The sequence below is a fragment of the Ruminococcus sp. HUN007 genome (genome assembly GCF_000712055.1).
GTDB lineage: Bacteria > Bacillota > Clostridia > Oscillospirales > Ruminococcaceae > HUN007.
Map to the genome: position 1 here is coordinate 642,029 of NZ_JOOA01000001.1, position 25,277 is coordinate 667,305.

21 protein-coding genes are annotated in these 25,277 nt (G+C 42.7%); 8 read left to right on the plus strand and 13 right to left on the minus strand.

Annotated elements, in window-relative coordinates; genetic code table 11:
• Position 1 precedes the first annotated feature (1 nt).
• The 8 genes from CC97_RS02775 to rsmA form a co-directional block, all read right to left on the minus strand.
• Positions 2-2,644 carry a DNA translocase FtsK gene (locus CC97_RS02775; RefSeq protein WP_049962648.1) on the minus strand — a complete coding sequence of 881 codons (2,643 nt, stop codon included), beginning with the start codon at positions 2,642-2,644 and terminating at the stop codon, positions 2-4.
• A 196-nt stretch (positions 2,645-2,840) separates the two neighbouring features.
• Entirely contained in the window at positions 2,841-4,901 is a 2,061-nt protein-coding gene (locus CC97_RS02780; protein WP_044973619.1) for a hypothetical protein, read from the minus strand.
• 81 nt (positions 4,902-4,982) lie between these two features.
• Entirely contained in the window at positions 4,983-5,537 is a 555-nt protein-coding gene (locus tag CC97_RS02785) for a DUF4334 domain-containing protein (protein WP_197021804.1), read from the minus strand.
• 90 nt (positions 5,538-5,627) lie between these two features.
• Positions 5,628-7,049, minus strand: a complete 1,422-nt coding sequence (locus CC97_RS02790) for a glycogen/starch synthase (protein WP_044973620.1) — start codon at positions 7,047-7,049, stop codon at positions 5,628-5,630.
• Positions 7,050-7,208: 159 nt separating this feature from the next.
• Positions 7,209-8,345, minus strand: a complete 1,137-nt coding sequence (gene glgD / locus CC97_RS02795; RefSeq protein ID WP_044973621.1) for a glucose-1-phosphate adenylyltransferase subunit GlgD — start codon at positions 8,343-8,345, stop codon at positions 7,209-7,211.
• Between the two features lie 21 nt (positions 8,346-8,366).
• The gene (locus CC97_RS02800) at positions 8,367-9,554 is read right to left on the minus strand and encodes a glucose-1-phosphate adenylyltransferase (protein ID WP_044973622.1); all 1,188 of its coding nucleotides are present in this window, start codon (positions 9,552-9,554) and stop codon (positions 8,367-8,369) included.
• A 17-nt stretch (positions 9,555-9,571) separates the two neighbouring features.
• Entirely contained in the window at positions 9,572-11,542 is a 1,971-nt protein-coding gene (gene glgB, locus CC97_RS02805; RefSeq protein WP_044973623.1) for a 1,4-alpha-glucan branching protein GlgB, read from the minus strand.
• A 277-nt stretch (positions 11,543-11,819) separates the two neighbouring features.
• Positions 11,820-12,683, minus strand: a complete 864-nt coding sequence (gene rsmA, locus CC97_RS02810; RefSeq protein ID WP_044973624.1) for a 16S rRNA (adenine(1518)-N(6)/adenine(1519)-N(6))-dimethyltransferase RsmA — start codon at positions 12,681-12,683, stop codon at positions 11,820-11,822.
• A 103-nt stretch (positions 12,684-12,786) separates the two neighbouring features.
• Here rsmA and CC97_RS02815 point away from each other — a divergent pair, with 103 nt between their 5' ends.
• From CC97_RS02815 to pyk, 5 genes are all read left to right on the plus strand, one after another.
• Positions 12,787-13,275 (plus strand): deaminase, encoded by a 489-nt coding sequence (locus tag CC97_RS02815; RefSeq protein ID WP_044973625.1) that lies wholly within the window; start codon positions 12,787-12,789, stop codon positions 13,273-13,275.
• 272 nt (positions 13,276-13,547) lie between these two features.
• Complete coding sequence (fliM, locus tag CC97_RS02820; RefSeq protein ID WP_044973626.1) at positions 13,548-14,558, plus strand: flagellar motor switch protein FliM; 1,011 nt, start codon at positions 13,548-13,550, stop codon at positions 14,556-14,558.
• Positions 14,559-14,563: 5 nt separating this feature from the next.
• Positions 14,564-15,661: a flagellar motor switch protein FliN gene (gene fliN, locus CC97_RS02825; protein WP_044973627.1), complete on the plus strand. Its 1,098-nt coding sequence runs from the start codon at positions 14,564-14,566 to the stop codon at positions 15,659-15,661.
• Positions 15,662-15,671: 10 nt separating this feature from the next.
• Complete coding sequence (locus CC97_RS02830; protein WP_044973628.1) at positions 15,672-16,040, plus strand: response regulator; 369 nt, start codon at positions 15,672-15,674, stop codon at positions 16,038-16,040.
• A gap of 106 nt (positions 16,041-16,146) precedes the next feature.
• The gene (gene pyk, locus CC97_RS02835) at positions 16,147-17,562 is read left to right on the plus strand and encodes a pyruvate kinase (protein ID WP_044973629.1); all 1,416 of its coding nucleotides are present in this window, start codon (positions 16,147-16,149) and stop codon (positions 17,560-17,562) included.
• A 225-nt stretch (positions 17,563-17,787) separates the two neighbouring features.
• Here the strand turns inward: pyk and CC97_RS02840 are convergent, their stop codons facing one another.
• The 5 genes from CC97_RS02840 to CC97_RS02860 all read right to left on the minus strand — a co-directional run bounded on the left by CC97_RS02840 (position 17,788) and on the right by CC97_RS02860 (position 22,712).
• On the minus strand, positions 17,788-18,075 hold the full coding sequence (locus CC97_RS02840) for a hypothetical protein (protein ID WP_044973630.1): 288 nt from the start codon (positions 18,073-18,075) through the stop codon (positions 17,788-17,790).
• Positions 18,059-19,567, minus strand: coding sequence for a hypothetical protein (locus CC97_RS02845; RefSeq protein ID WP_197021805.1), 1,509 nt, complete (start codon positions 19,565-19,567; stop codon positions 18,059-18,061). Before CC97_RS02845 ends, CC97_RS02840 begins: the two co-directional genes overlap by 17 nt.
• The gene (locus CC97_RS18510) at positions 19,530-21,041 is read right to left on the minus strand and encodes a M23 family metallopeptidase (protein ID WP_049962650.1); all 1,512 of its coding nucleotides are present in this window, start codon (positions 21,039-21,041) and stop codon (positions 19,530-19,532) included. The genes CC97_RS02845 and CC97_RS18510 overlap by 38 nt, the downstream gene beginning before the upstream one ends.
• Positions 21,042-21,231: 190 nt before the next feature.
• Positions 21,232-22,095 carry an RluA family pseudouridine synthase gene (locus CC97_RS02855; RefSeq protein ID WP_049962651.1) on the minus strand — a complete coding sequence of 288 codons (864 nt, stop codon included), beginning with the start codon at positions 22,093-22,095 and terminating at the stop codon, positions 21,232-21,234.
• Positions 22,095-22,712, minus strand: coding sequence for a histidine phosphatase family protein (locus CC97_RS02860; protein WP_044973632.1), 618 nt, complete (start codon positions 22,710-22,712; stop codon positions 22,095-22,097). The genes CC97_RS02855 and CC97_RS02860 overlap by 1 nt, the downstream gene beginning before the upstream one ends.
• Positions 22,713-22,964: 252 nt before the next feature.
• On the opposite strand from CC97_RS02860, the gene CC97_RS21265 reads away from it, so the two are divergent.
• The 3 genes from CC97_RS21265 (at position 22,965) to rsxC (ending at position 25,277) form a co-directional block, all read left to right on the plus strand.
• Positions 22,965-23,291 (plus strand): FAD:protein FMN transferase, encoded by a 327-nt coding sequence (locus CC97_RS21265; RefSeq protein WP_197021806.1) that lies wholly within the window; start codon positions 22,965-22,967, stop codon positions 23,289-23,291.
• Between the two features lie 28 nt (positions 23,292-23,319).
• The gene (locus tag CC97_RS21270; RefSeq protein WP_278245310.1) at positions 23,320-23,826 is read left to right on the plus strand and encodes an FAD:protein FMN transferase; all 507 of its coding nucleotides are present in this window, start codon (positions 23,320-23,322) and stop codon (positions 23,824-23,826) included.
• A 182-nt stretch (positions 23,827-24,008) separates the two neighbouring features.
• Positions 24,009-25,277: an electron transport complex subunit RsxC gene (rsxC, locus tag CC97_RS02875; protein WP_044973635.1), complete on the plus strand. Its 1,269-nt coding sequence runs from the start codon at positions 24,009-24,011 to the stop codon at positions 25,275-25,277.

Consider the following 25,277-nt stretch of genomic DNA (forward strand, 5'->3'; position numbering starts at 1 on the left):
ATTACTGCCCGCCGGATGTCTCTTCTGCCCTGCGCAGTCTGCGTTCGACCCAGTCTGATTTTGTCATGAGTATCCTGCGCGGCTTTGAACCTTCTGAAGGTCCTATTACACCCAGTTCCTCAAGTTCATCCATTATCCTTGCGGCTCTTGCATAGCCAAGCTTCAGTTTTCTCTGAAGTGATGAAGTAGATGCCTGTCCAAGTTCAAATATAATATCTATAGCTTTTTCAATAAGATCATCATCACTGTCATAACCGCTGTCATAGCTTCCTCCGGATGGCTTTTCACCCTTCGGAACAGGTACATTCTTTTCGATTTCTTCCATGATCTCATCGCTGTATTTAGCTGTTGCGTCCATCTTGATATATTCAACAACCGATTCTATCTCCTTGGTTGAACAGAAACAGCCCTGAACTCTTATTGGTTTAGGCAGACCGGCCGGAGAATAGAGCATGTCGCCCTGACCGAGAAGCTTTTCAGCACCGCTCAGGTCAAGAATAGTTCTTGAGTCGATGGATGATTTTACTGAAAGAGCGATTCGGCTCGGAATATTCGCCTTGATAAGGCCCGTGATAATATCTACCGTAGGTCGCTGTGTAGCAATGATAAGATGCATACCGGCTGCTCGCGCCATCTGTGCAAGGCGGCATATAGCATCTTCAACTTCGTTTTTGGCAGCCATCATAAGATCGGCAAGCTCGTCGATAGCGATAACTATCTGAGGGATCGGTTCAACCGTTCCTCCGCTCTCGGCAGCCATTTCATTGTATTCCTTAAGGCCTTTTACATTGTTGTCAGCAAAAAGCTTGTATCTTCTGAGCATTTCCTGTACAGCCCAGTTAAGTGCACCTGCCGCCTTTCTCGGATCAGTAACTACCGGTATGAGAAGATGCGGAATACCGTCGTAGACCTTGAACTCAACTATCTTAGGGTCAATAAGAAGAAGTCTTACCTCGTCCGGAGATGACTTGTACAGAATACTCATGATGATCGAGTTTGTACATACTGATTTACCGGAACCTGTTGAACCTGCTATGATAACGTGAGGCATTTTGGCTATATCGCCTATGATAACATTACCTGCTATGTCACGTCCCACAGCAAAGGAAAGTCTGCTTTCCGATTTTCTGAACTCTTCACTTTCAAGGAGTTCCCTGAGTGTGACTGTATCTTTGACTGTATTAGGAACTTCAATACCTACTGCCGGTTTTCCCGGAATAGGAGCTTCTATTCGTACTCCGGCTGCAGCAAGATTAAGTGCAATATCGTCGGCAAGGCCTGTAAACCTTGAGACCTTTACACCCGGGGCAGGCTGGAGTTCATAACGTGTGACCGAAGGACCCCTGTGAACGTCGGAAAGTGATGCCTTTACGCCGAAGTTTTCAAGCGTTTGTATCAGCTTTATTGCTGTTTCTCTCTGCTCGGCTTCTGCCTTTACTGCAGTTGAAGATATCTCCTTTGCCTTGAGAAATTCGATCAGAGGGTATCTGTATTCCGGTTTCTGCGTTGCTTTACCGGAAGATTTCTGAGCCGGTTCATCATCTTTCTTGCTAAGATCGATAGGTTTGCGTTCAGGAGCTACCGTTTCCGGAAGAGTTACATCTATACCGCCGTCAGTCCCACCGTAGGCCTCAGACATTTTTCTTAACTGTTCAGCTTCGATCTCCTCAGTCTGCTTTTTCCTTTTTCTGTATTCATCATTTGCCTTTTCAGATACTATAGGAATGTCGATCGTATTTGAATTCGTCTTTTCAACGGTAAGATCCATTGATTTTTTATCAAGGAGCTGTGAAAGTTCCTCATCACGCTCCTCTTCTTCAGGATCATCATCGAGACCGAAACGCTTTTTAAAGAAGTTCTTTATCTCTAACACTGCAGCATCTTTATTTATAAGCGGAAGTGCTGCACGCTTGGTTTCGTCGATCTTTATTTCACCCGCAGTATCCTCTATTTTATAGTTTGCTCCTGCAGCTACTTCTTCCTCGTAGTCATCGCGAAGGGAATCGTCTCCCATTCTGTTCCAGAAATCCTTCACCTTACCGTACATATCCTTTATTGATGTGAAAAGCTTTTCCACGGTTATGTTTTTCATAAGGAGAACGATAACAAACAGAGCAAGAAGGATCGTAAGCTTTGCACCGGTAGCGCCAAGCATGGAAACCAGCGGTACGCCCAGCACTGCGCTCAGTACGCCGCCGCTCTTCATCTGAATACCTTTCTCGTAAAGACCGGTTACCTTTGCGTCAAAGTCTTCGCCCGGTATATCACCTATAAACACGACCTGAATTATCGCACTTGACAAAAGGAGAAGAAGTACGCCCTGTATTATTCTTGAAACTATCATGTCCTTGTTTTCTTCCTTGGAAATGATATATGAAGCATAGAAGAAAACCGGAATTACGAGAAACACTGAAAGTCCGAATACACCGCGCACAACATTATGTATGTTAAGCCAGCCGTCTGTACCGGGTACAAACGCTGTAAGCGTCAGAAAAACTGTGAACGCAAGGAGAATTATTGACCAGAAGTTACTGTCAAACGGTTTCGCCTGTTTAGCTTCCTCCGGCTTGTCTGCTCCTCTTTTCTTTCTTTTGTTATCACTGTTGTTACTGCCGCTGCCAGATTTATTATCTTTTTTTGGCATTGTAGCACCTCTTGATATTTATTGCGGGTATTTGTAAACCGGAATTCAGATCAGAAAACACAGTTTGCTGTTCTGAATTGCAGCATAAATCAACCGCACATTCTATTATAACATTTTTACGACACCTAAATCAAGATAAAAAATATGAAAGCCGGGCCCAGAACGTTGAAAACGTTCTGGGTTCGGCTTTCGGGTATTACATTTTTACAACAATAATTTCATCTTTCGGATCAAGCTTAAGTCTGTTTTCCCTGATCACAAGCTTTTCATCATCATTTTTCGGAAGAAGAACAGCTGTATCAAGATCATCGTTACTGCCGTTCGTTCTTGCAAACAGATAGTTGATTCCGTTCTTTACGCATCCGACCGGCAGATATCTGTGATCTGTTGCTTCGAAAACACCTGAGATCAGTTCACGCTTGCTGCTGAAATCAAGCGGACCTTCAAAATTTCTGAAGAACATACCGGCTGCTACAGAGATAACACTGCAGTCGTTGAGAAGTTCGTTGTTTTTATTTACTGATGAACTGTCATTTTCATAAGTTACCATATCTCTTATAAATTCAAGACGCTTCGGATCCTTACCGAGCTGTGCGTAAAGACAGCTTAAGAACTTTTCACTTAAAATTACCTGATCCCTGTCTCTGCTCTCGATAATATCCTTGTTCTGCATGTCGAGAACTTCAACGATGCATTCCCATGACTGTTTGTTTTCAGCAATGTTTTTAACCTTGCTGTTATTGAGTCTGCTCCAGAAAAGAAGCGGCTTTTCATCAATATGTCCGTCTTCACAGTTTTCCTCAGAAAGGAAAAGCACTGAATTTGCGTTATCAAGGATATGCGGATCAAGATCACCGAGAGGTTCAAATATATCTTTTATAACTACAGCTCCGCTTCCCTCGCCTTCAAAAAGCACGCTGTAAGCAGGGTCGCTGCAGCATTTTTCAAGCTGCGCTCTGTTTTCTTCGGTATCCATAAGAATTACGTCAAGATCCGTTCCTTCAAATTCCTTCTTGAAACATGCAAGGCTTTCGAGAATGTATTTCAGCTTGCTGTTTGAACCGACAATTACTATCTTGGATTTGTCAATATTTATTACCGGAGTGAAAGGTTTGAACTCTGAAAGGCTGCTGCCGGAAGCCGTACTGTTCTTTGTCTGTCCGGCAGCGTTTTCATCTTCAGCAAGATAAACTCTTTTTCCGCCCTTGTCGATTATCGGAACAGCACTTTTCTGCCTTTTTATATCTTCTGAAACGGAAACGCCCTCCGGTATATCCTCAATGTAAAACTCAACGCCCTCAAAGCTGATCATATGCAGAAGTGCGTCATTGAGCGAAGGCATCATAGTTACTATCGCGAATATCTTTCCGAGAAGCTCATTGTAGTTCACAAGTTCCACCATCTGACTTCCGGAAGCATCAGATTCATCATGATATTCCTTTATGATCTTTTCGATATCGGAATTAGGTGTTTCAACGATAAGATTAGGTGAACATGATGCATCATATTTTTTCAGATAACTGCTTATAAACATAAACAGCTTGGAAATTGCAAAACTCTGGGCATTGTATAAACCGGAACGGTCAGAAGCACCTTCCTCTTCAGGGCTCATTATAATAACAGTTTTAGCGGTATTCAGCGATATCTTGTCAAGTTCCAGCTTCGACAGCGGATTTCCGTTTCTGACAATTATATTGAAAAGCTTTTTCTTTTTTCCGTAAATACTGAAAACATCGTCGATTTGTTTTTCAATATATGATTTTTCCCTGTCTGCAAGGATAACTATGTAGGTACTGCTTATATCATCAAAACAGTAGTCATATATAAGTGCCGGTACCTTATGATTGTAGTTAAGTATTACTATATGCTTGTCCAGATTAAGATTTCTGCGGCTTGACGATGACTTTTCGATAACATTCATTATTATACTTGTTATATAACCGACAGTACCGCCTGTCAGTGAAATCATACCAAGAAGTACGACCACTGTAGTGATTATAAGTGACACAGGATAATCACTGTACTGATATCTTCCGCTCGGATTTACCATAAGAGTAAATGCAAAACGCATCATCTCGCCGAAACTTCTTCCCTTGTTTTCCGGCAGGAAAAGCAGCAGCAGTGAAGAGAGCACCACTGCTGCAAGATTTGAAACAATGACCATCGCAAAGATAAAAGCGCTCGGTCTGTTTTCCTTATAAATACTCAGTTTGTTTTTCAGTTTTTCACTGAAGGTTATTGAATCGTTGTTTCTCATAGTTTTTCTCCATTGTTTTATTTATGACAAAGACGTCATTTATTTATCATGCGTGAACTTCAGGAGTCTTTTCTCTTCCTTTCAGTACGGCGCTGCCGCTTCAGAAGAAAAAAGTATCCTTTTTTTATGCATGTCCCCCTTGAAATCCATTACGCCCATTACGGTGTTTTCATCGATCTTTCTGAAAACATCGATTATTTCAAGATGATCATAGATCATTGCCGTACTGACCGTGCCTCTGTATCGTATCTCTCTGACCCTCGCCTTTTTTCGGGATGTGCGGAACATTTTGAAAAACGGATCAAATAAATTCGGATCAATACCGGCAGGCTTATCCGGAACAAGCGAAAACAGCCTTGCATACTTTAACAGCCTGTCAGGATCGGCACTGTAAAGTCTTCCCTGTTTGTCCCGCATTATAAGAGGTGCCGCATTCTCCTCGTCATAGAACTTCTTCCCGTACCACGGCGCAAGGCTTAATATACCGTCCATCGGATGTCCTGACGGTATTTCAGTCCCCTTCCACATTCCGATCATGAACGAAGGAGTTACCGGTTCCAGTTTGTCAAAAAGTTCAAACAGGCTTTCCTGTGCAGGTCCGGCTTTTATTAGTTTAAAACATTCAGTTACAGTCATATTCATTTTCCTTATTAATGAATCGGCGATAGGTAAACGGATCAGAAAATGCCGGCTTATGCTTCCGGCATTTTCCGGAAGCATGTATGATCAGCTTCCGAGAAGTGATTTGTAAAGTTCAATGTACTTTTCAGAAGATGATTCCCAGCTGAAGTCACATTTCATAACAAAGTCAACAAGCTTCTTCCATTCCTTTTTGTCATTGTAAAGCGCCTGTGCTCTGAGGCAGGCATTAAGCATGTCATGAGCATTGTAGGTCTTGAATGTAAAACCGTTGCCGTTTTCACCGCCGCAGTCTTTTACAGAATCACGTAATCCGCCTGTTTCACGTACTATCGGAACTGTACCGTATCTCATTGCAATCATCTGTGCAAGTCCGCATGGCTCATTCTGTGAAGGCATGAGGAACATATCAGCACCTGCATAGATCTTTCTTGCAGTTTCAGGAACAAAGCCTATTGTAACGCTCACTCTGTCCGGATAGCGGCGTGCCATCTCCTCAAAGAAATCCTCAAAGATCTTTTCACCGTTTCCGATAACAGCGAACTTAAATCCTCTGTCAACCATTTCCTCAAAAATATATTTGATCAGATCAAGGCCCTTGTGAGCAACGAATCTTGTTACAATACCTACTACCGGCTCATCACCTTCACAGAGGCCAAGATCAGCAAGAAGCTTTTCCTTACAGATCTTTTTTCCCTTAACGTGCGAACCCGCTTTGAAATTAGCCGGAATGAGCGGATCTTTTTCAGGATCGTAAATATTCGTATCAATACCGTTAAGAATACCTGAAAGCTTATACTGTTTGTTTATGAGTATTCTGTCAAGGCCGTACGCATACCACGGATCAAGTATCTCATGAGCATAGCTCGGACTTACAGTTGAAATTCTGTCCGCAGCTTCGAATGCACCTTTCATCATGTTCACGCAGTCATCGTACATGAGAAGGTCACTGTGATACATAGGAATGCCCATGATCTCATTTACTACTTCAGTACCGTACTTACCCTGATACTGAATATTGTGAATGGTGAATAGATTCTTTATATTGTCAAACCCCTGCTGATAACGGTAAAGTGTCTGATAGTATACTGATATAAGAGCTGTCTGCCAGTCATTAGCATGGATTATATCCGGCTTGAAATCGATATAGCGAAGCATTTCCAGGACTGCTCTTGAGAAAAACGTAAATCTTTCGCAGTCATCATAGAAGCCGTACATTCCGTCACGTCCGAAATAGTATTCGTTGTCGATAAAGTAGTAGACCACTCCGTTGTAGATAGTCGTCAGAATACCGCAGTACTGCTTTCTCCACGCTACGTCAACTGTGATGCTGGTAAGCGGTGTCAGAGAAGCCCTGAGATCCGGTTTCATGTTTTTGTAGAGCGGTATTACTACCCTGCAGTCATGACCTTTTTTGTTTACTGCTGCAGGAAGAGACCCCGAAACATCAGCAAGTCCGCCTGATGCTGCAAAAGGCGTTGCTTCACTTGCTACGTATAAAATATTCATAAAGATACCCCCAATTTATTATTTTTGTAAACGCTGATTTATTCATAAATCAATATACCGATTATAACATTTTGCAAAGAACATGTCAATCTTTATTACCAAAAGACCGGAAACAGTTCTTTGACTGTCTCCGGTCATCATTTGTCTGTAAATATTGTGTCAGTCTTCTTCGATCTTCTGATTCTTCTTGATGAAGAGAGCATTCTTCATTGAAGCTGTAAGAAGCTTGTCCTTGCCGACCTTAACATTCTTGTCTGTGATAACAGCATGAAGCTCAGCTCCTTCGCCGATCTTGGTATTCTGCATGAGTATGCAGTTTCTTACTATAGCACCCTTCTTGACCTTTACGCCACGGAAAAGGATCGAATTTTCAACTGTTCCTTCAATAACGCATCCGTCGGCAACAAGTGAATTCTTAACACTTGAGCCCTTTTCATACTTGGCAGGAGCACTGTCCTTTACCTTTGTAAATATCGGTGTGTCATTAAGGAAAAGCTTGTGAAGGTTCTCAGGCTTGAGAAGATTCATGTTTGCATTGTAGTAAGACATGATATCTTCTATCTTTTCATAATAGCCCTTGTGCTCGAAACCGCAGATCTTGTAATTTGCCTTGTTCTGCTGAAGAACCTGCTTGTCAAAACTTGCAAAACCTTCAGGAGCAAAACGTGTAACGATCTTTTCAAGGATCTTTCTGCTTATAACGAACATATTGAGTGAACGGTTGGCTTCGCCCAGTATATCAGGATTGATGGTAGCACTTACTACTCTCTTGTCACTGTCAACTTCGAGAATAGTTGATGCTCTTGATCCGACACCATTGTTTGTAAAGTTGTGCTTTGCATATACAACTGTGATATCCGCTTCGTTTCTCTTATGTTCTCTGATGACCTGTCTGAAATCGATTGTGGTAACTACATCGCAGTCTGACATTACAACATATTCAGCATCAGAGTGCTGGATAAAAGGAAGTACCCCTTCAAGCGCTTCGATTCTTCCTCTGTAAAGGCCGTTCATATGGTTTGAAAACGGCGGAAGAAGATGAAGTCCTCCGTTCTTGGTACCGAGATCCCATTCGCGTCCTGAACCGATGTGGTCAAGAAGTGACTGGTAATTCGCCTTTGTAATAATACCGACTTCAGGAATACCTGAATTGGTCATGTTTGAAAGCGGAAAATCTATAAGTCTGTATCTGCCGCCGAACAGAATGGAACCCATGGTTCTTACCTGTGTAAGCTCAGAAACAGCCTCGTCATGCATATTTGAAAAAATAAGTCCAAGAATATTATTATAGATCATACGTTACATCCCCCTTAATCATTATACCGTTGGAATCATCTGACCGGGAGCTACAGAAACGCCTGATGATATTACTTCACCGTGACCTATAACGGCTATATCCCATTTCTGATTTTCGCCTGTCTCTTCCTTTGAAGCACCGATCTTTACATCTGATTCAATAACAGAATCAGCCCCGATGATCGCATACTTCACAACTGCGCCTGACTTGATTACCGCACCAGGCATAACAACACTGTGATCGATCACAACATTGTTTTCAATAGTAACACCTGAATAGATAATGGATGAATGAATACTTCCGTTAACTGAACAGCCGTCACTTACAAGTGAATCCTGAATATCTGCTTCAGGTCCGATATACTGAGGCGGAAGGCTCATATTTCTTGAATAGATCTTCCAGTCCGCATCATAAAGTTCAAGATCTGATGAATTGAGAATGTCCATGTTTGCTTCCCAGAGGCTGTAGAGTGTACCTACATCCTTCCAGTATCCGTTGAATGAATAAGCATACATTCTCTCATTGTTCTGAAGCATTGCAGGAATGATATCCTTTCCGAAGTCCTTTGATCCTCCGGCGTTTTCATTTTCAATGAGATATTTTCTGAGTTTGTCCCATGTGAAAACGTATATACCCATTGAAGCCAGAGTCGATTTTGGTTCCTTAGGCTTTTCGGTAAAGTCAACTATACGGCAGTCGCTGTCGCATGTCATGATACCAAAACGAGAAGCTTCTTCAAGAGAAACATTGAGCACTGCAATCGTTGCATCAGCTGAATGTTCCTTATGAAAATCAACCATCTTGGAATAATCCATCTTGTAGATATGATCACCGCCGAGAACGATGATATATTCCGGATTATATCTGTCGATAAACCTGATGTTCTGATATATCGCATTCGCCGTACCCTCATACCAGGAGCTTCCTGAAGCTGTCTGATAAGGCGGAAGGATATGAACACCGCCCCTGAGTCTGTCAAGATCCCACGGCTGGCCGTTTCCGATGTAGTCATTAAGTTCAAGAGGCTGATACTGTGTAAGTACACCTACTGTATCGATACCTGAGTTTGAACAGTTGGAAAGAGGAAAATCTATGATCCTGTACTTTCCGCCGAACGGAACCGCCGGCTTAGCCATTTTCTGTGTCAAAGCATATAATCTGCTTCCCTGCCCTCCGGCAAGAAGCATAGCTATGCATTCCTTTTTCATTAAAAGCCCTCCCTATTTCATTTTTTTGCTGTTTTGCTTTTTTCTTTTTTTGCTGTTGCTCTTTCTGTTTTCCGCGGCTTTCCTTTGCCGGCGGTTTTCTTTATATGCTGCAGATAAAGTACTGATAAAGGAGGCAATGTGAGTGATATGCTCTGATCGTATCCATGCATCGGGATATCTGCTGTTTTATATTTGTCAGCTGACTTTCCGGAACCCCCGAAAGCCGCGTCATCAGAATTGAATACCAGACGGTATTCACCTTCTTCGGTAACGCCAATACAGTAGTTCTCACGTTCAACAGGAACAAAGTTACATACAACGATTATTTCGTTCTCGTTATCGTCGATACGTCTGAACGAAATAACACTCTGCCTGTAGTCGTCGTTTGAGATCCATTTAAATCCGCCCCATGAGTTGTCATTTTCCCACATAGGAGGATTATCTATATAAAATTTATTGAGCTGCCTGTTAAAATCCTGAAGCTGTCTGTGTGTTTCAAAATCAAGAAGACACCAGTCAAGCCCCTCTTTGTAGTCCCATTCTTTTCTCTGACCGAATTCCTGCCCCATAAAGAGCAGTTTCTTGCCCGGATGAGCCATCATGTAACACATGAACGCCCTGTACGAGCTGAATTTCTGATACTCATCACCGCTCATCTTTTCGAGAAGAGAACACTTGCCGTGAACAACTTCATCGTGAGATATCGGAAGAACATAGTTTTCCGAGAAGCAGTAAAAGAATGAGAATGTTATCTTGTCATGATTGAACGCTCTGTAGATAGGGTCAAGTGACATGTATAAAAGCATGTCGTTCATCCAGCCCATGTTCCACTTGTAGTTGAATCCAAGTCCGCCTATGTCAGTAGGTTTTGTTACCATAGGCCATGCAGTGGATTCCTCAGCGATCATGAGAGTGTTCGGATTATTTCTGAACACAGCTTCATTAAGTACACGGAAAAACTCAACGGCTTCAAGATTCTCCTTGCCGCCGTAAATGTTCGGTGCCCACTCACCGTCCCGCCTGTCATAATCAAGATAAAGCATTGATGCAACTGCATCGACCCTGAGTCCGTCAAGATGGAACTCGTTGATCCAGTAGCATGCATTTGAAACAAGGAAAGACCTTACAGGTCCCTTGCCGTAGTCGAAAACATGAGTTCCCCACGCTTTGTGTTCACGTTTTCTCTGATCTTCATATTCGTAGCAGCATCCGCCGTCGAACATGTATAAGCCGCATTCATCCTTTGGAAAATGAGCCGGTACCCAGTCAAGGATGACACCGATACCGTTCTGATGGAACAGATCGATCATGTGTCTGAAATCATCCGGTGTACCGTAACGCGAAGTAGGCGCATAATAACCGGTTACCTGATATCCCCATGAACCGTCATACGGATGTTCTGTAAGAGGCATGAACTCAACATGAGTATATGACATATCCTTAAGGTAAGGAATGATCTCCTCAGCGAACATCGTGTAACTCTTGAAAGTAGAGTTAGGATTCATTTTCCATGATCCGAGGTGTACTTCGTAGATATTGATAGGACCTCTGTAGATCTCACGGTCAGATTTACCGTCACGCCATTTCTGGTCATTCCAGATGTAATCAGAATCAAAGATCTTTGAAGCTGTCTCGGGTCTTGTTTCATAGTGATTTGAATACGGATCAGATTTCATGACGATTCTGCCGTCAGGAGTTCTTATACTGTACTTGTAGTTGTCATACTGTGCAAGTGCAGGAATTTTAGCCTCCCAGATCTCGTCAGAAATCTTATACATACGATTGCAGCCGCGGTCCCAGCCATTGAATGAACCGACAACTGAAATATCACGGGCATTTGGTGCCCAGACACGAAAATAATGATATTCTGTTCCGTTTTCATTTACTCTGTGTGCGCCGAAAAACTTATAGGATTCAAAATTGTTTCCCTGCTGAAAAAGATATATCGGAACATCGTATGTATTGTCGTAATTTGTACTATTGTGCATCAAATCACCCTCCCATAACTACTTTTTATTATAACAGAATGTAAAAATATATTCAAGTCTTTTGATCGTTTTTTTATGCTTTTGTCAGTTTAACTCATTGAAGCATTAAATTATCGTGCAATATTTTTTTGAAAACTGTATTTAACAAACCACACATGGTGCAGATAAACAATTAAAAGCGACGATTTAAAGAATTTTTTCTCTGTTTTGCACAGTGCGTTTGTGCATGTTATCGTTTGCAGACCACTATATTTCGTCATAAAGACTTAAGCAAATTTTACTGAATTTTCTGTCTGAGCACATTTGAAAAGGCGATCAGTTTTTCCATATCGAGCTGTTCCACCCTTGTGTTTTCTCCTAGGCCGCATTCCGAAAGCGCTTCTGCTATCCTGTCCTTGCCGACTGACATCATGGATGAAAGCGAATTTGTCAGAGTTTTTCTTCTCTGCGAAAAAGCCGCCTTCACCACACTGAAGAAAAATTTTTCGCTTTCCGGGCCGAGCGGATATTTTTTACCGACATCTATCCTGATAACCGCAGAATCGACATTTGGCGAAGGAACAAAACTTCCGCGTGACACCTTAAACAGTGTAGAAGCCGTTCCGTAGTAATCCACTGCCACTGAAATAGCTCCTGACTGTCTGGTTCCTACAGGCGCACAAAGTCTGTCAGCAGCTTCCTTCTGTACCATTACAGTAAGAGAATTTATCCTCGCACCACTCTCGAGAAAATACATTATAACCGGAGAAGTAATATAGTAAGGAAGATTTGCACAGACCGCAACATCCATACCCTCAAATTCCTCTTCAATAAGTTTTTTCAGATCCACCTGCATAATGTCCCTGTTGATGACCTTTATGTTGTCAAAATCAGCCAGTGTTTCCTCAAGTACGGGAAGAAGCCTGGTATCGATCTCGACTGCCACAACTTTATCTGCCCGCAGTGCAAGTTCCTTTGTCAGAACACCGATCCCGGTTCCGACTTCTATCACACCGTAACCCTTCCGTGCATTTCCCATCTCAGCGATTCTCGGACATACTGAGGGATTGACAAGAAAATTCTGTCCGAGTCCCTTGGAAAAGCTGAAATCATGCCTTGCGAGAAGTTCTTTTATATATCCGATATCAGTTAGATTATTCATATAATAAATACCTTTCAAGAATTTTGGTACAGGTCTTGCAATACTACAGAAAAATCTCTATAATTATAGTATATGATTTTCAATAGTAAAAAGGAGTGATCCTATGACAAGACGTGATAAAATAAACTACTACCTTGACATTGCCGAAAGTGTTCTCAAACGCGGCACCTGCCTCAGAAGAAATTTCGGTGCGATCATCGTCAAGAATGACGAAATAATCTCCACCGGTTATGTAGGAGCACCGAGAGGACGCATGAACTGTTCCGATCTTGGATACTGCATGCGTGAAAAACTGAACATTCCGAAGGGAGAACGCTATGAGCTCTGCCGTTCGGTACATGCTGAATCCAATGCGATCATATCGGCTCCGCGAAATGAAATGATCGGTGCATCTATCTATCTTGCCTGTCACGACGCAAGGACCGATACTCTTTACGGTGAGGTTGAACCGTGTTCAATGTGCAAGCGTCTTATAATAAATGCCGGAATCACAACGGTCTATGTAAGAACTACAGAAGACACATACAAAACGATCGATGTAAATTCATGGATTGAAAATGATGATTCACTCACCTTAAAAAACGGATATTGATATGATACCACATTTTCAGCCAGGATACAAGCATTATTATTTTGCAAACCGAAAAAATAATGAATCCGCGGAGTTCTGTACCTCTGCCCCTGGTACTGATGATTTATCTGTAACTTTTTTTGTAAAAAAAGTTGTTTTTCTATGGAAATAATTCTGTATATGTGATATAATTATTCTGTAACACTATAGATCAGAGAAATTCCTGTCTGTAAGGCAGGGCATGCATATGGGGTTATTATGAAATAATTTCTTATTACAAGGGGTGAACACACATGGCAGATGCTCTTTCACAGCATCAGATAGACGAGCTCTTTGAAAGTCTGAACAATAAAGATGATGATGACGAAAGCGACGTCAGAAAAAAGGAAAAGCGAATCAAGAACTACAACTTCAAGATGCCTCAGAAATTTACCAAGGAGGATCTTAAGCTTATTCGCGACATCTATGAACAGTACTCACGTCTTATTGCCTCATACATAACGGGCATCACACGTCTTTACTGTCATGCAAAGGTTCTTCACGTCGAAGAACAGAAATACTACGAATTCAACAACTCACTGGAAGACTATGTAATGATGGGTGTCGTAGGACTGCATTTTGAAAATTCAGATATTATGGATGCTGAATGTACGATCCAGTTCTCAAACGCCATCACATTCTCTCTCATTGACCGGCTCATGGGAGGTCCGGGAAATGCTTTTGAACTTTCAAGGGATTTCACCGAGATAGAAGTATCAGTCATAAGAACCATACTTGAGAAAATGGCGGTTTTCCTTCAGGAAGCATGGTCCGGCTACATTGAGATATCGCCGACACTTTCAAGAATAGAAACAAATGCACGACTCACCAAGTCTATCGCACCTGATGAAGTAATTGTAATTGCGACACTCGAAATCGAACTCAACAAGAGAAAAAGTCTCATGACAATCAGCATTCCTGCTATCAACATGGAAGAGATAATGACCAACTTCAGTCAGAGATATACCTCTGAAGCCTCAAGACGTGTTGTAGATGATGAAAAAAGGCAGGAACAGCGCAGCAGCATAATGAAGGGTGTAAAGAGTTCGAAGCTTACAATGACCACTGTTCTCGCTGAGACCCAGATAGATCTGAGTGATATTCTTTCTCTCAGGATCAATGACATTATCCCGCTTGATGTACCTATTACACAGAACGCAAAGGTCAAGATCAACAACGTTCAGTGGTTTACTGCCAAGCCGGGCATAAGCAACAATAAAAAAGCGATAAAGATCATTGATATATGCAACAATAATGAGAGGTGAATACATTGAGTACTATAGAATTAAACGCTAACCAGCTTTACGCAGTAAAAGAATCACACAACCTTGCAATGCTTTCATCAGCTACAGCAGCTGCATCACTGCTCAATGCAAGCATCTGGATAACTGATCCTTCAGCTTCTGTAAGCAGGATCATGGACTATATTTACGCCGACCTTTCCCCTTCTGTTTTTGTCAAAGTATCATATACCGGTGACATGGACGGAGCGGCAGTTCTTATTTTCAAGGCGGACGATGCACAGCTGATGCTGAATCAGCTTATGGGTATGCCTCTGACAGTCAGCCCTGATTTTACATTTGATGAGATCAACACCTCAGCTTTCAACGAAGTGATCAGTCAGATGATGGCTTCCTACTTCACTGAAATTTCATCCATCACCGGATTGACTCTGGCAGCAGCCGGAGCTGAAGTTATACCTAACAGTGCAAATCAGAATCTTTTCTCTCTGATGGGACTTAATCCTGATGACACAATATGCGCAGTAACTTCAGCATTCCGCATAGACAACGCTGTAAACAGCCGTTTTGCCACTGTCATTCCTGCGGAACTGGCTGAGATAATAGCCGAGAAAACAGCAGAACGTTTTCCGATGCCGGAAGAGCCTGAACCGTCAGCTCCTGTTCCTGATTTCTCATCATCTCCTGAAGAAAACAATCCTTTCGACACGACCGGTTCAGAAGAAACAGGTTCAGTTTTCGACATAACCCCTGAAGAAAGTGCATTCGGAGCGGCTCTTGACCAGCCTTCAGCATTTTCAGGACTTGCTGAACAGAACCGTTCATTCACTTCATTCCAGAACACACTTAACGAAGAACAGCTGCGCAATCTTCAGCTTATCATGAACGTTCCTCTGGAGCTCTCCATTGAGATAGGCTCAACCCAGAAACGTGTCGATGAAATTCTTTCATTTTCCTACGGAACAGTCATAGAACTCGACTCCCTTGCCGATGCTCCGGTAAACGTGATCGTAAACGGACATCTCATAGCAAAAGGTGATGTCGTAGTCGTTGATGACTACTTTGCAGTAAGGATCACTGAAATAGTGAAATCCGATCTGCTTGACACTCTCAGTACAAAGGAATAATACGTAAGCAATGACCCCGGGATTTCTCATAGTTGATGGTGCATCCTCAATGCGCAGTGTCATACGTGATGTACTCGAAAAGGAAGAATACCACAATATTTCTGAAGCTGAAAACGGAGATGAAGCCTGCGAATTATTCGATGCAGAATCTCCTGACGTCATAATAATGGATCTTTCCATAGACGGCAGATCAGGAATGGAATGCTTAAAGGAAATGAAAGAAAAAAACAATGCAGTAAAGATAATAATCTGCTCTGCATCTGCACACAGAGAACTTGTTATGGAAGCAGTTAAGCTCGGAGCTTCTGATTTCATACTCAAGCCACTCAAACCGCAGCGGCTTTTGCAGGCTGTTACAAAAGCCCTGAACAGTTTTTAAATCAGAATACGGGGGTGCAGGTATCTTTCCTGCACCCCTTTTCTGCGGAAACGGTATCAGTATTTCCGCATATACCAGCAGTAAAATACAAACGAGGTAATGACTAATGCGAAAAACAAAAATCATATGTACGATCGGACCAGCCAGCCAGGATGAAAACACTCTGAGAGAAATGTGTCTGGCCGGAATGAATGTGGCAAGACTCAATTTTTCACACGGAACCCATGAGGAACAGCAGGAAAAAATCAATACCATCGTAAAGGTTCGCGAACAGCTGAATCTGCCGATTGCTATAATGCTTGACACCAAGGGACCTGAATACAGGATCAGAACTTTCAGGGAACACAAGATACATCTTGAAGACGGCGAAACATTCACTTTTACCTGTGATGAATGTGAGGGCTCACACGAACGTGTTTCTGTTACCTACAAAGAACTTGCTAACGAAGTAAACATCGGTGATACCATACTCGTAAACAACGGTCTTCTGTCCTTCAGGGTCAAAACCATTGACGGAAGCAATATTATCTGCGATGTAATAAACGGCGGAGACCTTTCTGACAGAAAGAGCATGAACTTCCCGAATCATGTTCTCAGAGGCGAGTATTTAAGCGAGCAGGATAAAGATGACATACTTTTCGGAATAAAGAATGATGTAGACTACATTGCTGCATCTTTCGTATCCAACAAACGCGACATTGAAGCTGTCCGTTCATTTCTGAATGAAAACGGAGGCGAAGGCATCGACATAATTGCAAAGATAGAAAACCGTTCAGGTGTTGACAACATTGACGAGATCTGTGAAATAGCTGATGGCATTATGGTTGCCAGAGGCGATCTCGGCGTCGAAATACCATTCGTTGAAGTACCTGCAATACAGAAATATCTTATCAAGAAGTGCAGACTTCTCGGAAAACGTGTTATCACAGCAACTGAAATGCTTGAATCGATGATAACAAATCCGCGTCCGACCCGTGCTGAGATCTCAGACGTAGCAAATGCCGTTTATGACGGATCATCAGCAGTAATGCTCTCAGGCGAAACTGCTTCCGGTAAATTCCCGGTAGCTGCAGTACGAAACATGGCTGAAATTTCGGAGCGCACGGAACAGAACATTGACTATACCAAGCGCTTCAGTACAACCGAATACGTAATAAAGAACAATACTGATGCCCTTTCACATGCCACATGTGCAATGGCTATCGATACAAAGGCCAGAGGCATCGTAATCAGTTCACTTTCCGGTATGACCGTACGTATGGTTAGCCGTTTCAGACCACCGGTAGACATAATCGGTATGACAACTTCAGTCAAAGCATGGAGAAAGCTTAACTTAAGCTGGGGTGTAACTCCTGTATTGAGCGAGGAATTCAATTCCGTTGACGTTATGTTCTATCACGCAATGCAGAAAGCCACACAGATATTCGGGCTTACAAAGGGCGACAATGTCATACTGACAGGCGGTCAGACAAACGGTAAATCCGGCAATTCAAATACCATCCGTCTTGAGACGGTCAGGTAAGACTGCAGCGCTTCCTTAAAAGGTCTGCTGATCAGAGTATTCAAAAAAGGGTAACTGCCATAGTTTATATGACAGTTACCCTTTTTATAGTAAACGAAAAATTCATTTTTCGTTTACTATTAGCCGATATGCAGGGAGCAAACGTAGTTTGCGGATCTGCAAGGCAATATAATTATTTATTCTTCAAAATACATAAACGACCTCCTGGTTTTCTGATGTTCGTTATTACTCCGGTAACACATAGCATGCTGCAGTATATACGAATGCAGAAAGCAATGCAAAGCAGCACGCTGTAACGCATACAGGGATTTTCGCGGTCTTATACGCTTTTGGTTTTGCAGTTCTGATACGGTCAAGAACCATTCCGGTAAAAAGCATCTGTACAGGAACTGTAAGAAGAATGTAGCGGAAATTCAGAGTGCATGTGAACGGATAATCGTATGCCATCTTATAGAAATAGATAACGTTAAGAAAATAAAACGATCCGAAAAATATCTTATGGACGATATCCATTCTGTTTTTCTGAAAGAAAGAAACGATCATGCAGACAAAAGCTGCTGCTGCCATCACAGCTGAGTACCAGAAAAAACACCGTTGATACTTTTATCGCGACAGGCATTTTTTCAAATGTCCATTGGTTTATATGTTCTGAAAAAAGTGAATTTTTCATCAGTGCAATAAGAGGATTATGTTCATTGTATCCTTCATATGCCCCTGTTTCTTCAGAATGAAACACCCACTGTATAAACACGGATTTGAACTGGTAAGGTGAAAAATCAGTTATCCTTTCTTTAAAAGGCATTCCTGAAATATCCTGTAAAAGTCCTTTCGGAAGTTCCTGAACGTAGAGGATCGGCACGCCCCAGTTCACGTAGTTTCTGATCTCGTATCCGAGTCCGAGAGGCACACAGATAACCGCAAACACTACAAACTGACGAAGAATGGTTCTCCATTCGGTTTTCAGGTTTCTTATAAAAACAATGGCAAAAACCACCGCCGTTGAAGGTGCTATAAGAGCTGCCGTGAGCTTCGACATCATACCCAGGCCGATGCACACTGCTATTTTCATGATCCCCCTGTATGTCGGGGCACTGTACCATTCAAGAAGTGCGACAACTGAACCGGTCATAAGGGCCGCTGCAAGTGCGTCATTGTTTATACTTCCGGAAAAGAAAGTAAACTGCGGATGGAATGAGACCACAGCAAGCGGTACATAAAGAGCGTATCCTTCCAGCTTAAAGTGTCTGAATATCTTATAAACGGATATCATAATACACATTGTATAAAAAAGCGGAAGCATCTGGATGCTTTCACGCGCCTTGTTGATCTCTATACCGCAGCAGCAGTTATTAAACCATAACCAGACCGCACTCATGATATGACTGAGCGGAGGATGACAGAACTGAAAGCGTTCCCTTATATCAAAATCAGGAAGATGTCTTTCATTCAGAAGATATGTGATATATCCGGCATGTCCGTCAATAGCGTCAAATGTAAACACGTCGTGCTGTCTGGATAGGACGGATGTCCCTGTAACATAGTACAGTTTAAGAAAAAAGCCTGTGCCAAGTATCAGAAATGATATCATCTGTCTTCTGTATTTACGATGGTCAGAGATAAAGAACAGCAGAAGAGTAAGTACACATCCGCCTGCAAAATGCCATACCCCCTTGTTAAGAGAAGCGGAATATGGTTTTGCTAAAAGCAGCACTCCGGCTGTGACCGATATAAATACAGCAACAGCTGCGTATCTGTTAATTTTTTCTTTTTTATAACCACAAAAAAGAAGGGCTGCGGCGGATAACAGTATAAGAACGCATTCGGTAAGGAGTGCGTTCTCAGGTATATTTTCCACCGCGCCCAGAAAAAACGGATGAATGAACAGACAGACTGCAAAAGCACATATATAAGGGTGCCCGACAAGCAGTTTTACTAATCTGTCCGTATATGAATATTTATTTGTCATATTACTCTTCGTCTTCGCCTTCTGTTTCTGAGTTTTCATCCGGATCATCAGCATTTACCCTCAGGTAAGCTGCAGGATCCCTGCAGATATTCTTTTCACGGACTTCAAAATGAAGATGCGGTCCTGTAGAATCTCCTGTTGAACCGACCTCACCTATGAGTTCTCCGCGTTTTATTTCAGTGCCGTTCTTTGCTATGACCCTGCTCATATGTGCGTAAAGGGTTGCAAATCCGTCACCGTGATCTATCATAACAAAGTAGCCGTAACCGCCGGTGTTCCACCCTGCTGCAATAACTTTTCCGTCTTCAGCAGCATAGATCCCTGTACCTGACGGTGCGGCAATATCGAGACCCTTATGGTTCCTGTTGCTGATAAAGACATCACTGATCTCGCCGCCGTCCACCGGCCACATGAATTTTCCTGTGCCTTTAAGAACTGTATCTTCAGACGCCGGTTCTGCTTCAGCCTGTGCAAGCATAATACCGACAGCTATTTCTTCATCTGTCGGAGGCTCAATGACCTCTGTCGAAATGAGTTCGCGTCCGGTAACCGTGTCACCGTCAAGTTTTACACGGTATCTGCTGATCCCTCTGCCGTTTACGCCTTCGACAAGCAGTTCGCTTTCGCCGCGTTCAAGAAACTCACTGTCTATAATTTTTGTATCATACGGAATAACTGTTTCCTCTTCCGTTTCCTTTGTGATGATAACCGGAAGAACCTGGCTTTTTCTGGCTACAGTAACTACCGTTCCCTCTCTGAAATCATCCGGATCGTCAGCAAGTTCAGGATTCATTTCAAGGAGTTCCTCAACTGTAAGATCATTGTCAGATGCGATCCAGTAAAGAGAATCGCCCTCCTGTCCCGTATATGTTATCTCCGGTGTTTCAGTACAGAGACACTCCATAGCTGTTTTAACATCAGAGATCTTTTCTTCAGGATAAATATCCTTTATGAATTCAGGAATGCTCCTGTATTCCGCATCAATAACGCCTGGCTGCTGCTTTATCTGTCTGAGATTTGCTTCAAGCTCCTTCTTCAGTTCTGCACCGTCGGCAACGCAGCAGATGAATTTTCCGTCAATGAAAACGCCCGTAGCTTCATTACCGGCTTTTCTGCTTTCCGTAACAGACACGGCAGATGTTGTTTCAGTAACTGCTGTTTCCGTTACCGGTGCTTCTGTAACAGCTTCGGTCTCATAAAGCACACCCGCAGCCGGAACCGGATTCGTATTTTTGGAATTCAGGTGATCCGATACTTTTGAATCGATAAGAGAAGCGTTGTTGAGAACTACAGCAAATGCAAGAAGCGCTGCAGCCGGGACTCCGTAATGAACAGCCCTTGAAGCAAACTGTTTAAATCCGCCGATTCTTATGCTTCCGACTGTCATGTCGGTCATTTCAGATGCTTTTTTTTCACCGGAAACTTTACTGTGTTCCGCCTGTGAACTGTTATTATCAGACAGTGCGTCGTTATTTCCGTTTTCCGAAACGCCTTTATGACGTTTTTTGCTCATCAAGACAGCTCCCTTCTAAATATTACAGATTTATTACACTTTAATATTATATCAGACTCGCAGAAAAAATCAAACCTTTTATGGAGTTAAATGTAATTATCCAGTGTTTTTTGTACACTTAAGCATTTATCACAGTGCTTCAGCAGACAGCTTACGCACAATGCACAACAGATATAATGGCATAGCTTCACTATATTTCTTTAAAAGGATATTTTCTGAATAAATACTGAATATTTTCTCCCGGAGGTGCTTTGAGGACAATTTCACCGTCTTTAATATCCGTAAAGGAGACCTCACCGCAGTGAAGCGTCTGTCCGGAAACATCTTCACAGCTTCCGCCGTAAAGATCATCTCCTGCAAGAGGAAAACCTATGTGTGAAAAGTGTACTCTTATCTGATGTGTCCTTCCCGTTTCAAGATCTATTCTTGCATATGAATATTTACCGCAGGAAGATATTATCTGATAATTTGTGACAGCGTTCTGTCCGTCAGGCGCAACACATCTGGTTATCAGCGACTCTGTCTGACGCTTTATCGGAGCATCGATCCGTCCGGACTTTTCTTCGGGCTCTCCGCAGATAACAGCATAATAGACTTTTTTTACGCTTCTCTGCAAACGTGCTGCACTGTGCTGGTTCTTGGCAGCAACACACAGTCCGGATGTATTTCTGTCAAGACGGTTCACCGGTCTGAAAGTAAGTTCAGGATGAAGCGCTGAAAAATAATTACCGAGCGTATCTTCGTAATGATTCATGGAAGGATGAACAGGCATACCCTGCGGCTTGTTGAATACGATCACCGAATCATTCTCAAAAACCACGGGAACATTAAGCCCGGCATTCGGCGGGATCTCATTTTCATCGGAAATATCAAGTATGACCTCTGCACCTGCAGGAACATCATCTATGGTACGTATAAGTTTTCCGTCACATGTGATACCCATTGGCCGGCGTTTAAGCTTTGTAATAAGCCTCCTTGAAACGCCGTTCTCCTTCTGAAGAAAGAACTGGAGATTTACCGGCTCACTGCTTTCGTTTCTGAATCTGAGCTTCATTACTTAAGGAACGGTGCTCTGCCGAGTATCTCAAAAGCCTGTGCCTGATGCCACATCTGAGCAGTAACGAGCACCTCAAAGCCCTCGCCCGGTTCACAGGTTATCTCATTCGGCTTGTACTTCGGCAGTCCGAAACAGGACAGCATGTTGGAAATGATCCCTGAGTGAGTAACTATGGCTGTGGCATTGAATTCCTCATCCATCATATTTCTTATGATACGGTCAAGTGCCTGGTAAACACGGACGATCATATCGGAAAGGGCTTCGCCTCCCGGAGGGGAATTCTCGATTCCGCCCTTCAGCCATTCCTTGTAGTCATCGCGTTTAATGAGTTCTTCAACTCCGAGTCCTTCAAACTCACCGAAATCAAGCTCACGAAGGTCCGGGACAACTATAGTCTGACGGTCCTTAAAGATAATATCAGCCGTTTCAGTGCATCTTTTGAGCGGACTGGTGTATACCCTTTCAACACCGGGATAATCGTATTCATCGAGCTTGTCAATAAGTTCCCTTCTGCCCGATTCTGAAAGAGGATAATCAGTTTTTCCGATATATATTCCCTTTTCATTTGCCTCTGTTCTGCCATGTCTCATTATGTAAAGTCTGTAACCCTTCAATTCATGGAACCTCCGATCAATATACTGTATATCTTTACAAAATTATAATTTTGAGCTATAATATTATAATGAATACTGATTAATTTTTAATCAGCAAATCAGCGTTTTCAAGTGCAGTCAGGGGAGTGAGCGGCATCAGAAAAAAATCAGTTTTTTACAGTGATTGTCCTGATGGCTGCCTTCGGACTGCCTTTTTTATTTTATCATAACAGACATGATTATACAAGTACATTTTTCTCGCTGGATACCGTAGTGTCGGTAAGATCCGATAAAAACATAACTGATGCTGTCAGAAAAGAGATCACATCGCTTGATGCCGTATTTGACAGCTGTTCGGAAAACTCAGAGATCACAGAACTTAACGTAAAAAAAGAGATGGTCTGCAGCAGTGAACTGACTGACCTGATCCTGAAAACTGAAACACTTAACCGTACCTACGGGTACGGTGTTGATATTTCTGCAGGAAGACTCACTGATCTCTGGCGCGGAGCGATCGAAACCGGCATTATACCTGATGAAGAAAAGATAGATGAGATCCTGAAGAACACGGAAAATAAAAAAAATCTCAGTATCCGGTGACAAAATCATTCTTGAAAACGGTGCGTGCATTGATCCGGGTGCCGTTGCCAAAGGCTATGCCCTCGACAGAGTAAAACACATTTGCGAAGAAGCCGGATCCGGATACACAGTTATTTCAACCGGTTCTGCTTCCCTGCTTTACAGTTCAGATCCTGACCGAGTATTCACCTGCGCGGTCAGAGCTGACAAGGACAGAATAGCCGGAACAGCTGAAACGGGAAGCTGCTTTGTATCCACATCAGGAGACTACGAACGCTGCACTGTTTCAGACGGCAGAAAATTCCACCATATAATCGATATGAATACAGGATATCCGGCTTCTTCCGGACTCTCATCTGTAACTGTTTTCTGCAGCGACGGGATTACATCAGATTTTCTGTCAACACTTATCTTTACTGAAGGAAAAGATAAACTCGGAAAATATCTTGACTCTGAAAAATTCAAAGTAGTTGCGGTAGACGCTGAGGGCAACATAATAAAAAGCAGATCGCTCATTTTTCATCCTAATAAAGAACAGACCGAACCGGATGAATGAACTGCGGATCATAACACCTGATTCGCTGCTTCACTGAAATACTTAAGGAAACGCTGATTTATGAATAAATCAGCGTGGGGCTCCGGGGTGAAGCCCCGCAAATCCCACCTTCGGAAATCCGGCGAAGCCGGATTTCCGATTTGATCAGTGTTTCCTTAATACAATTCTGAAAGGAACATACAATGTTCAGACTAAAAAGCATCATACTTGATCATTTAAAACACACTGCAGGCACGGAAGCCCGGATGCTTCCGGATCCTGACAAAGTTCTCATACCAATGTCAATGCACATAGGGACTCCGTGTGAACCCGTTGTAAAAAAGGGCGACCATGTTCTTGCCGGACAGAAGATCGGTGACTCTGAAGCGAAGATGTCTGTACCTGTACACGCAAGTATATCCGGAACAGTCACTGATATAAAAGACTACAGACTGTTAAACGGTAAAACATGCAAAGCAGTCGAAATCAGCTCTGACGGCAAACATAAAACGGCTGACTGCAGTCCGCCTGAAATAACGGACAAAGCTTCATTTCTGAAAGCAGTGCGTGAGAGCGGAGCATGCGGTCTCGGCGGTGCAGGTTTTCCGGTACACATAAAACTTGACTTAAAAAAAGAAACTGACACACTGATAATTAACGCAGCAGAATGTGAACCATACATTACCTCGGATTACCGTCAGATGGTTGAAAAACCGGATGAAGTACTTGGCGGTATCAGACTGGTTATGAAATACACCGGAATCGCAGGAACAGTTATTGCAATAGAAACAAACAAGCCGGATGTTATAGAGGATTTTGAAAAACTTACCGCAGATATTCCTGAAATAAATGTACTTAAGCTGCCTTCAGTTTATCCGCAGGGTGCTGAAAAAGTACTCGTCTATTCCTGCACCGGCAGGATAGTCGGCGAAGGTGAGATCCCGGCTGATCAGAAAGTAATCGTAATGAATGTTTCGACTGTCGCGTTCCTGTACAGATACTGCTGTACCGGTATTCCTCTTATAAGCCGCAGGATAACTGTAGAAGGCACGGCAGTAAAAAATCCGCTCAACATATTTGCTCCTGTCGGTACAATGGTGAAAGAGCTTCTCGAATTTACCGGCACTGACATAAACGATGTCAGAAAACTTGTTGCCGGCGGTCCTATGATGGGATCATGTCTTATGACAGCAGACACTCCTGTTGTAAAAACAAGCAATTCATTTATCGCGGACAGAGAATATACTGAACCGGTCACAACCTCATGTATACGATGCGGAAGATGTGTAAGAGCCTGTTCAATGAATCTTATGCCGCTTATGATCGAAAAAGCTTTTATAAACAGAAACACATCAGAACTTAAAAGACTCAGGGCCGGACTCTGCATGAACTGCGGAGCCTGCACTTATGTATGTCCGGCTAACAGAAGACTTGCTGAAACAAATCAGCTCGCAAAGGAACTTATCAGATAA

Bases quoted from the DNA above. Each gene is read 5' to 3' on its own strand.
- CC97_RS02775 (WP_049962648.1), bottom strand. From the start codon at position 2,644: ATGCCAAAAAAAGATAATAAATCTGGCAGCGGCAGTAACAACAGTGAT.
- CC97_RS02780 (WP_044973619.1), bottom strand. From the start codon at position 4,901: ATGAGAAACAACGATTCAATAACCTTCAGTGAAAAACTGAAAAACAAA.
- CC97_RS02785 (WP_197021804.1), bottom strand. From the start codon at position 5,537: ATGACTGTAACTGAATGTTTTAAACTAATAAAAGCCGGACCTGCACAG.
- CC97_RS02790 (WP_044973620.1), bottom strand. From the start codon at position 7,049: ATGAATATTTTATACGTAGCAAGTGAAGCAACGCCTTTTGCAGCATCA.
- glgD (WP_044973621.1), bottom strand. From the start codon at position 8,345: ATGATCTATAATAATATTCTTGGACTTATTTTTTCAAATATGCATGAC.
- CC97_RS02800 (WP_044973622.1), bottom strand. From the start codon at position 9,554: ATGAAAAAGGAATGCATAGCTATGCTTCTTGCCGGAGGGCAGGGAAGC.
- glgB (WP_044973623.1), bottom strand. From the start codon at position 11,542: ATGCACAATAGTACAAATTACGACAATACATACGATGTTCCGATATAT.
- rsmA (WP_044973624.1), bottom strand. From the start codon at position 12,683: ATGAATAATCTAACTGATATCGGATATATAAAAGAACTTCTCGCAAGG.
- CC97_RS02815 (WP_044973625.1), top strand. From the start codon at position 12,787: ATGACAAGACGTGATAAAATAAACTACTACCTTGACATTGCCGAAAGT.
- fliM (WP_044973626.1), top strand. From the start codon at position 13,548: ATGGCAGATGCTCTTTCACAGCATCAGATAGACGAGCTCTTTGAAAGT.
- CC97_RS02830 (WP_044973628.1), top strand. From the start codon at position 15,672: ATGACCCCGGGATTTCTCATAGTTGATGGTGCATCCTCAATGCGCAGT.
- pyk (WP_044973629.1), top strand. From the start codon at position 16,147: ATGCGAAAAACAAAAATCATATGTACGATCGGACCAGCCAGCCAGGAT.
- CC97_RS02840 (WP_044973630.1), bottom strand. From the start codon at position 18,075: ATGGATATCGTCCATAAGATATTTTTCGGATCGTTTTATTTTCTTAAC.
- CC97_RS02845 (WP_197021805.1), bottom strand. From the start codon at position 19,567: ATGAAAACTCAGAAACAGAAGGCGAAGACGAAGAGTAATATGACAAAT.
- CC97_RS18510 (WP_049962650.1), bottom strand. From the start codon at position 21,041: ATGAGCAAAAAACGTCATAAAGGCGTTTCGGAAAACGGAAATAACGAC.
- CC97_RS02855 (WP_049962651.1), bottom strand. From the start codon at position 22,095: ATGAAGCTCAGATTCAGAAACGAAAGCAGTGAGCCGGTAAATCTCCAG.
- rsxC (WP_044973635.1), top strand. From the start codon at position 24,009: ATGTTCAGACTAAAAAGCATCATACTTGATCATTTAAAACACACTGCA.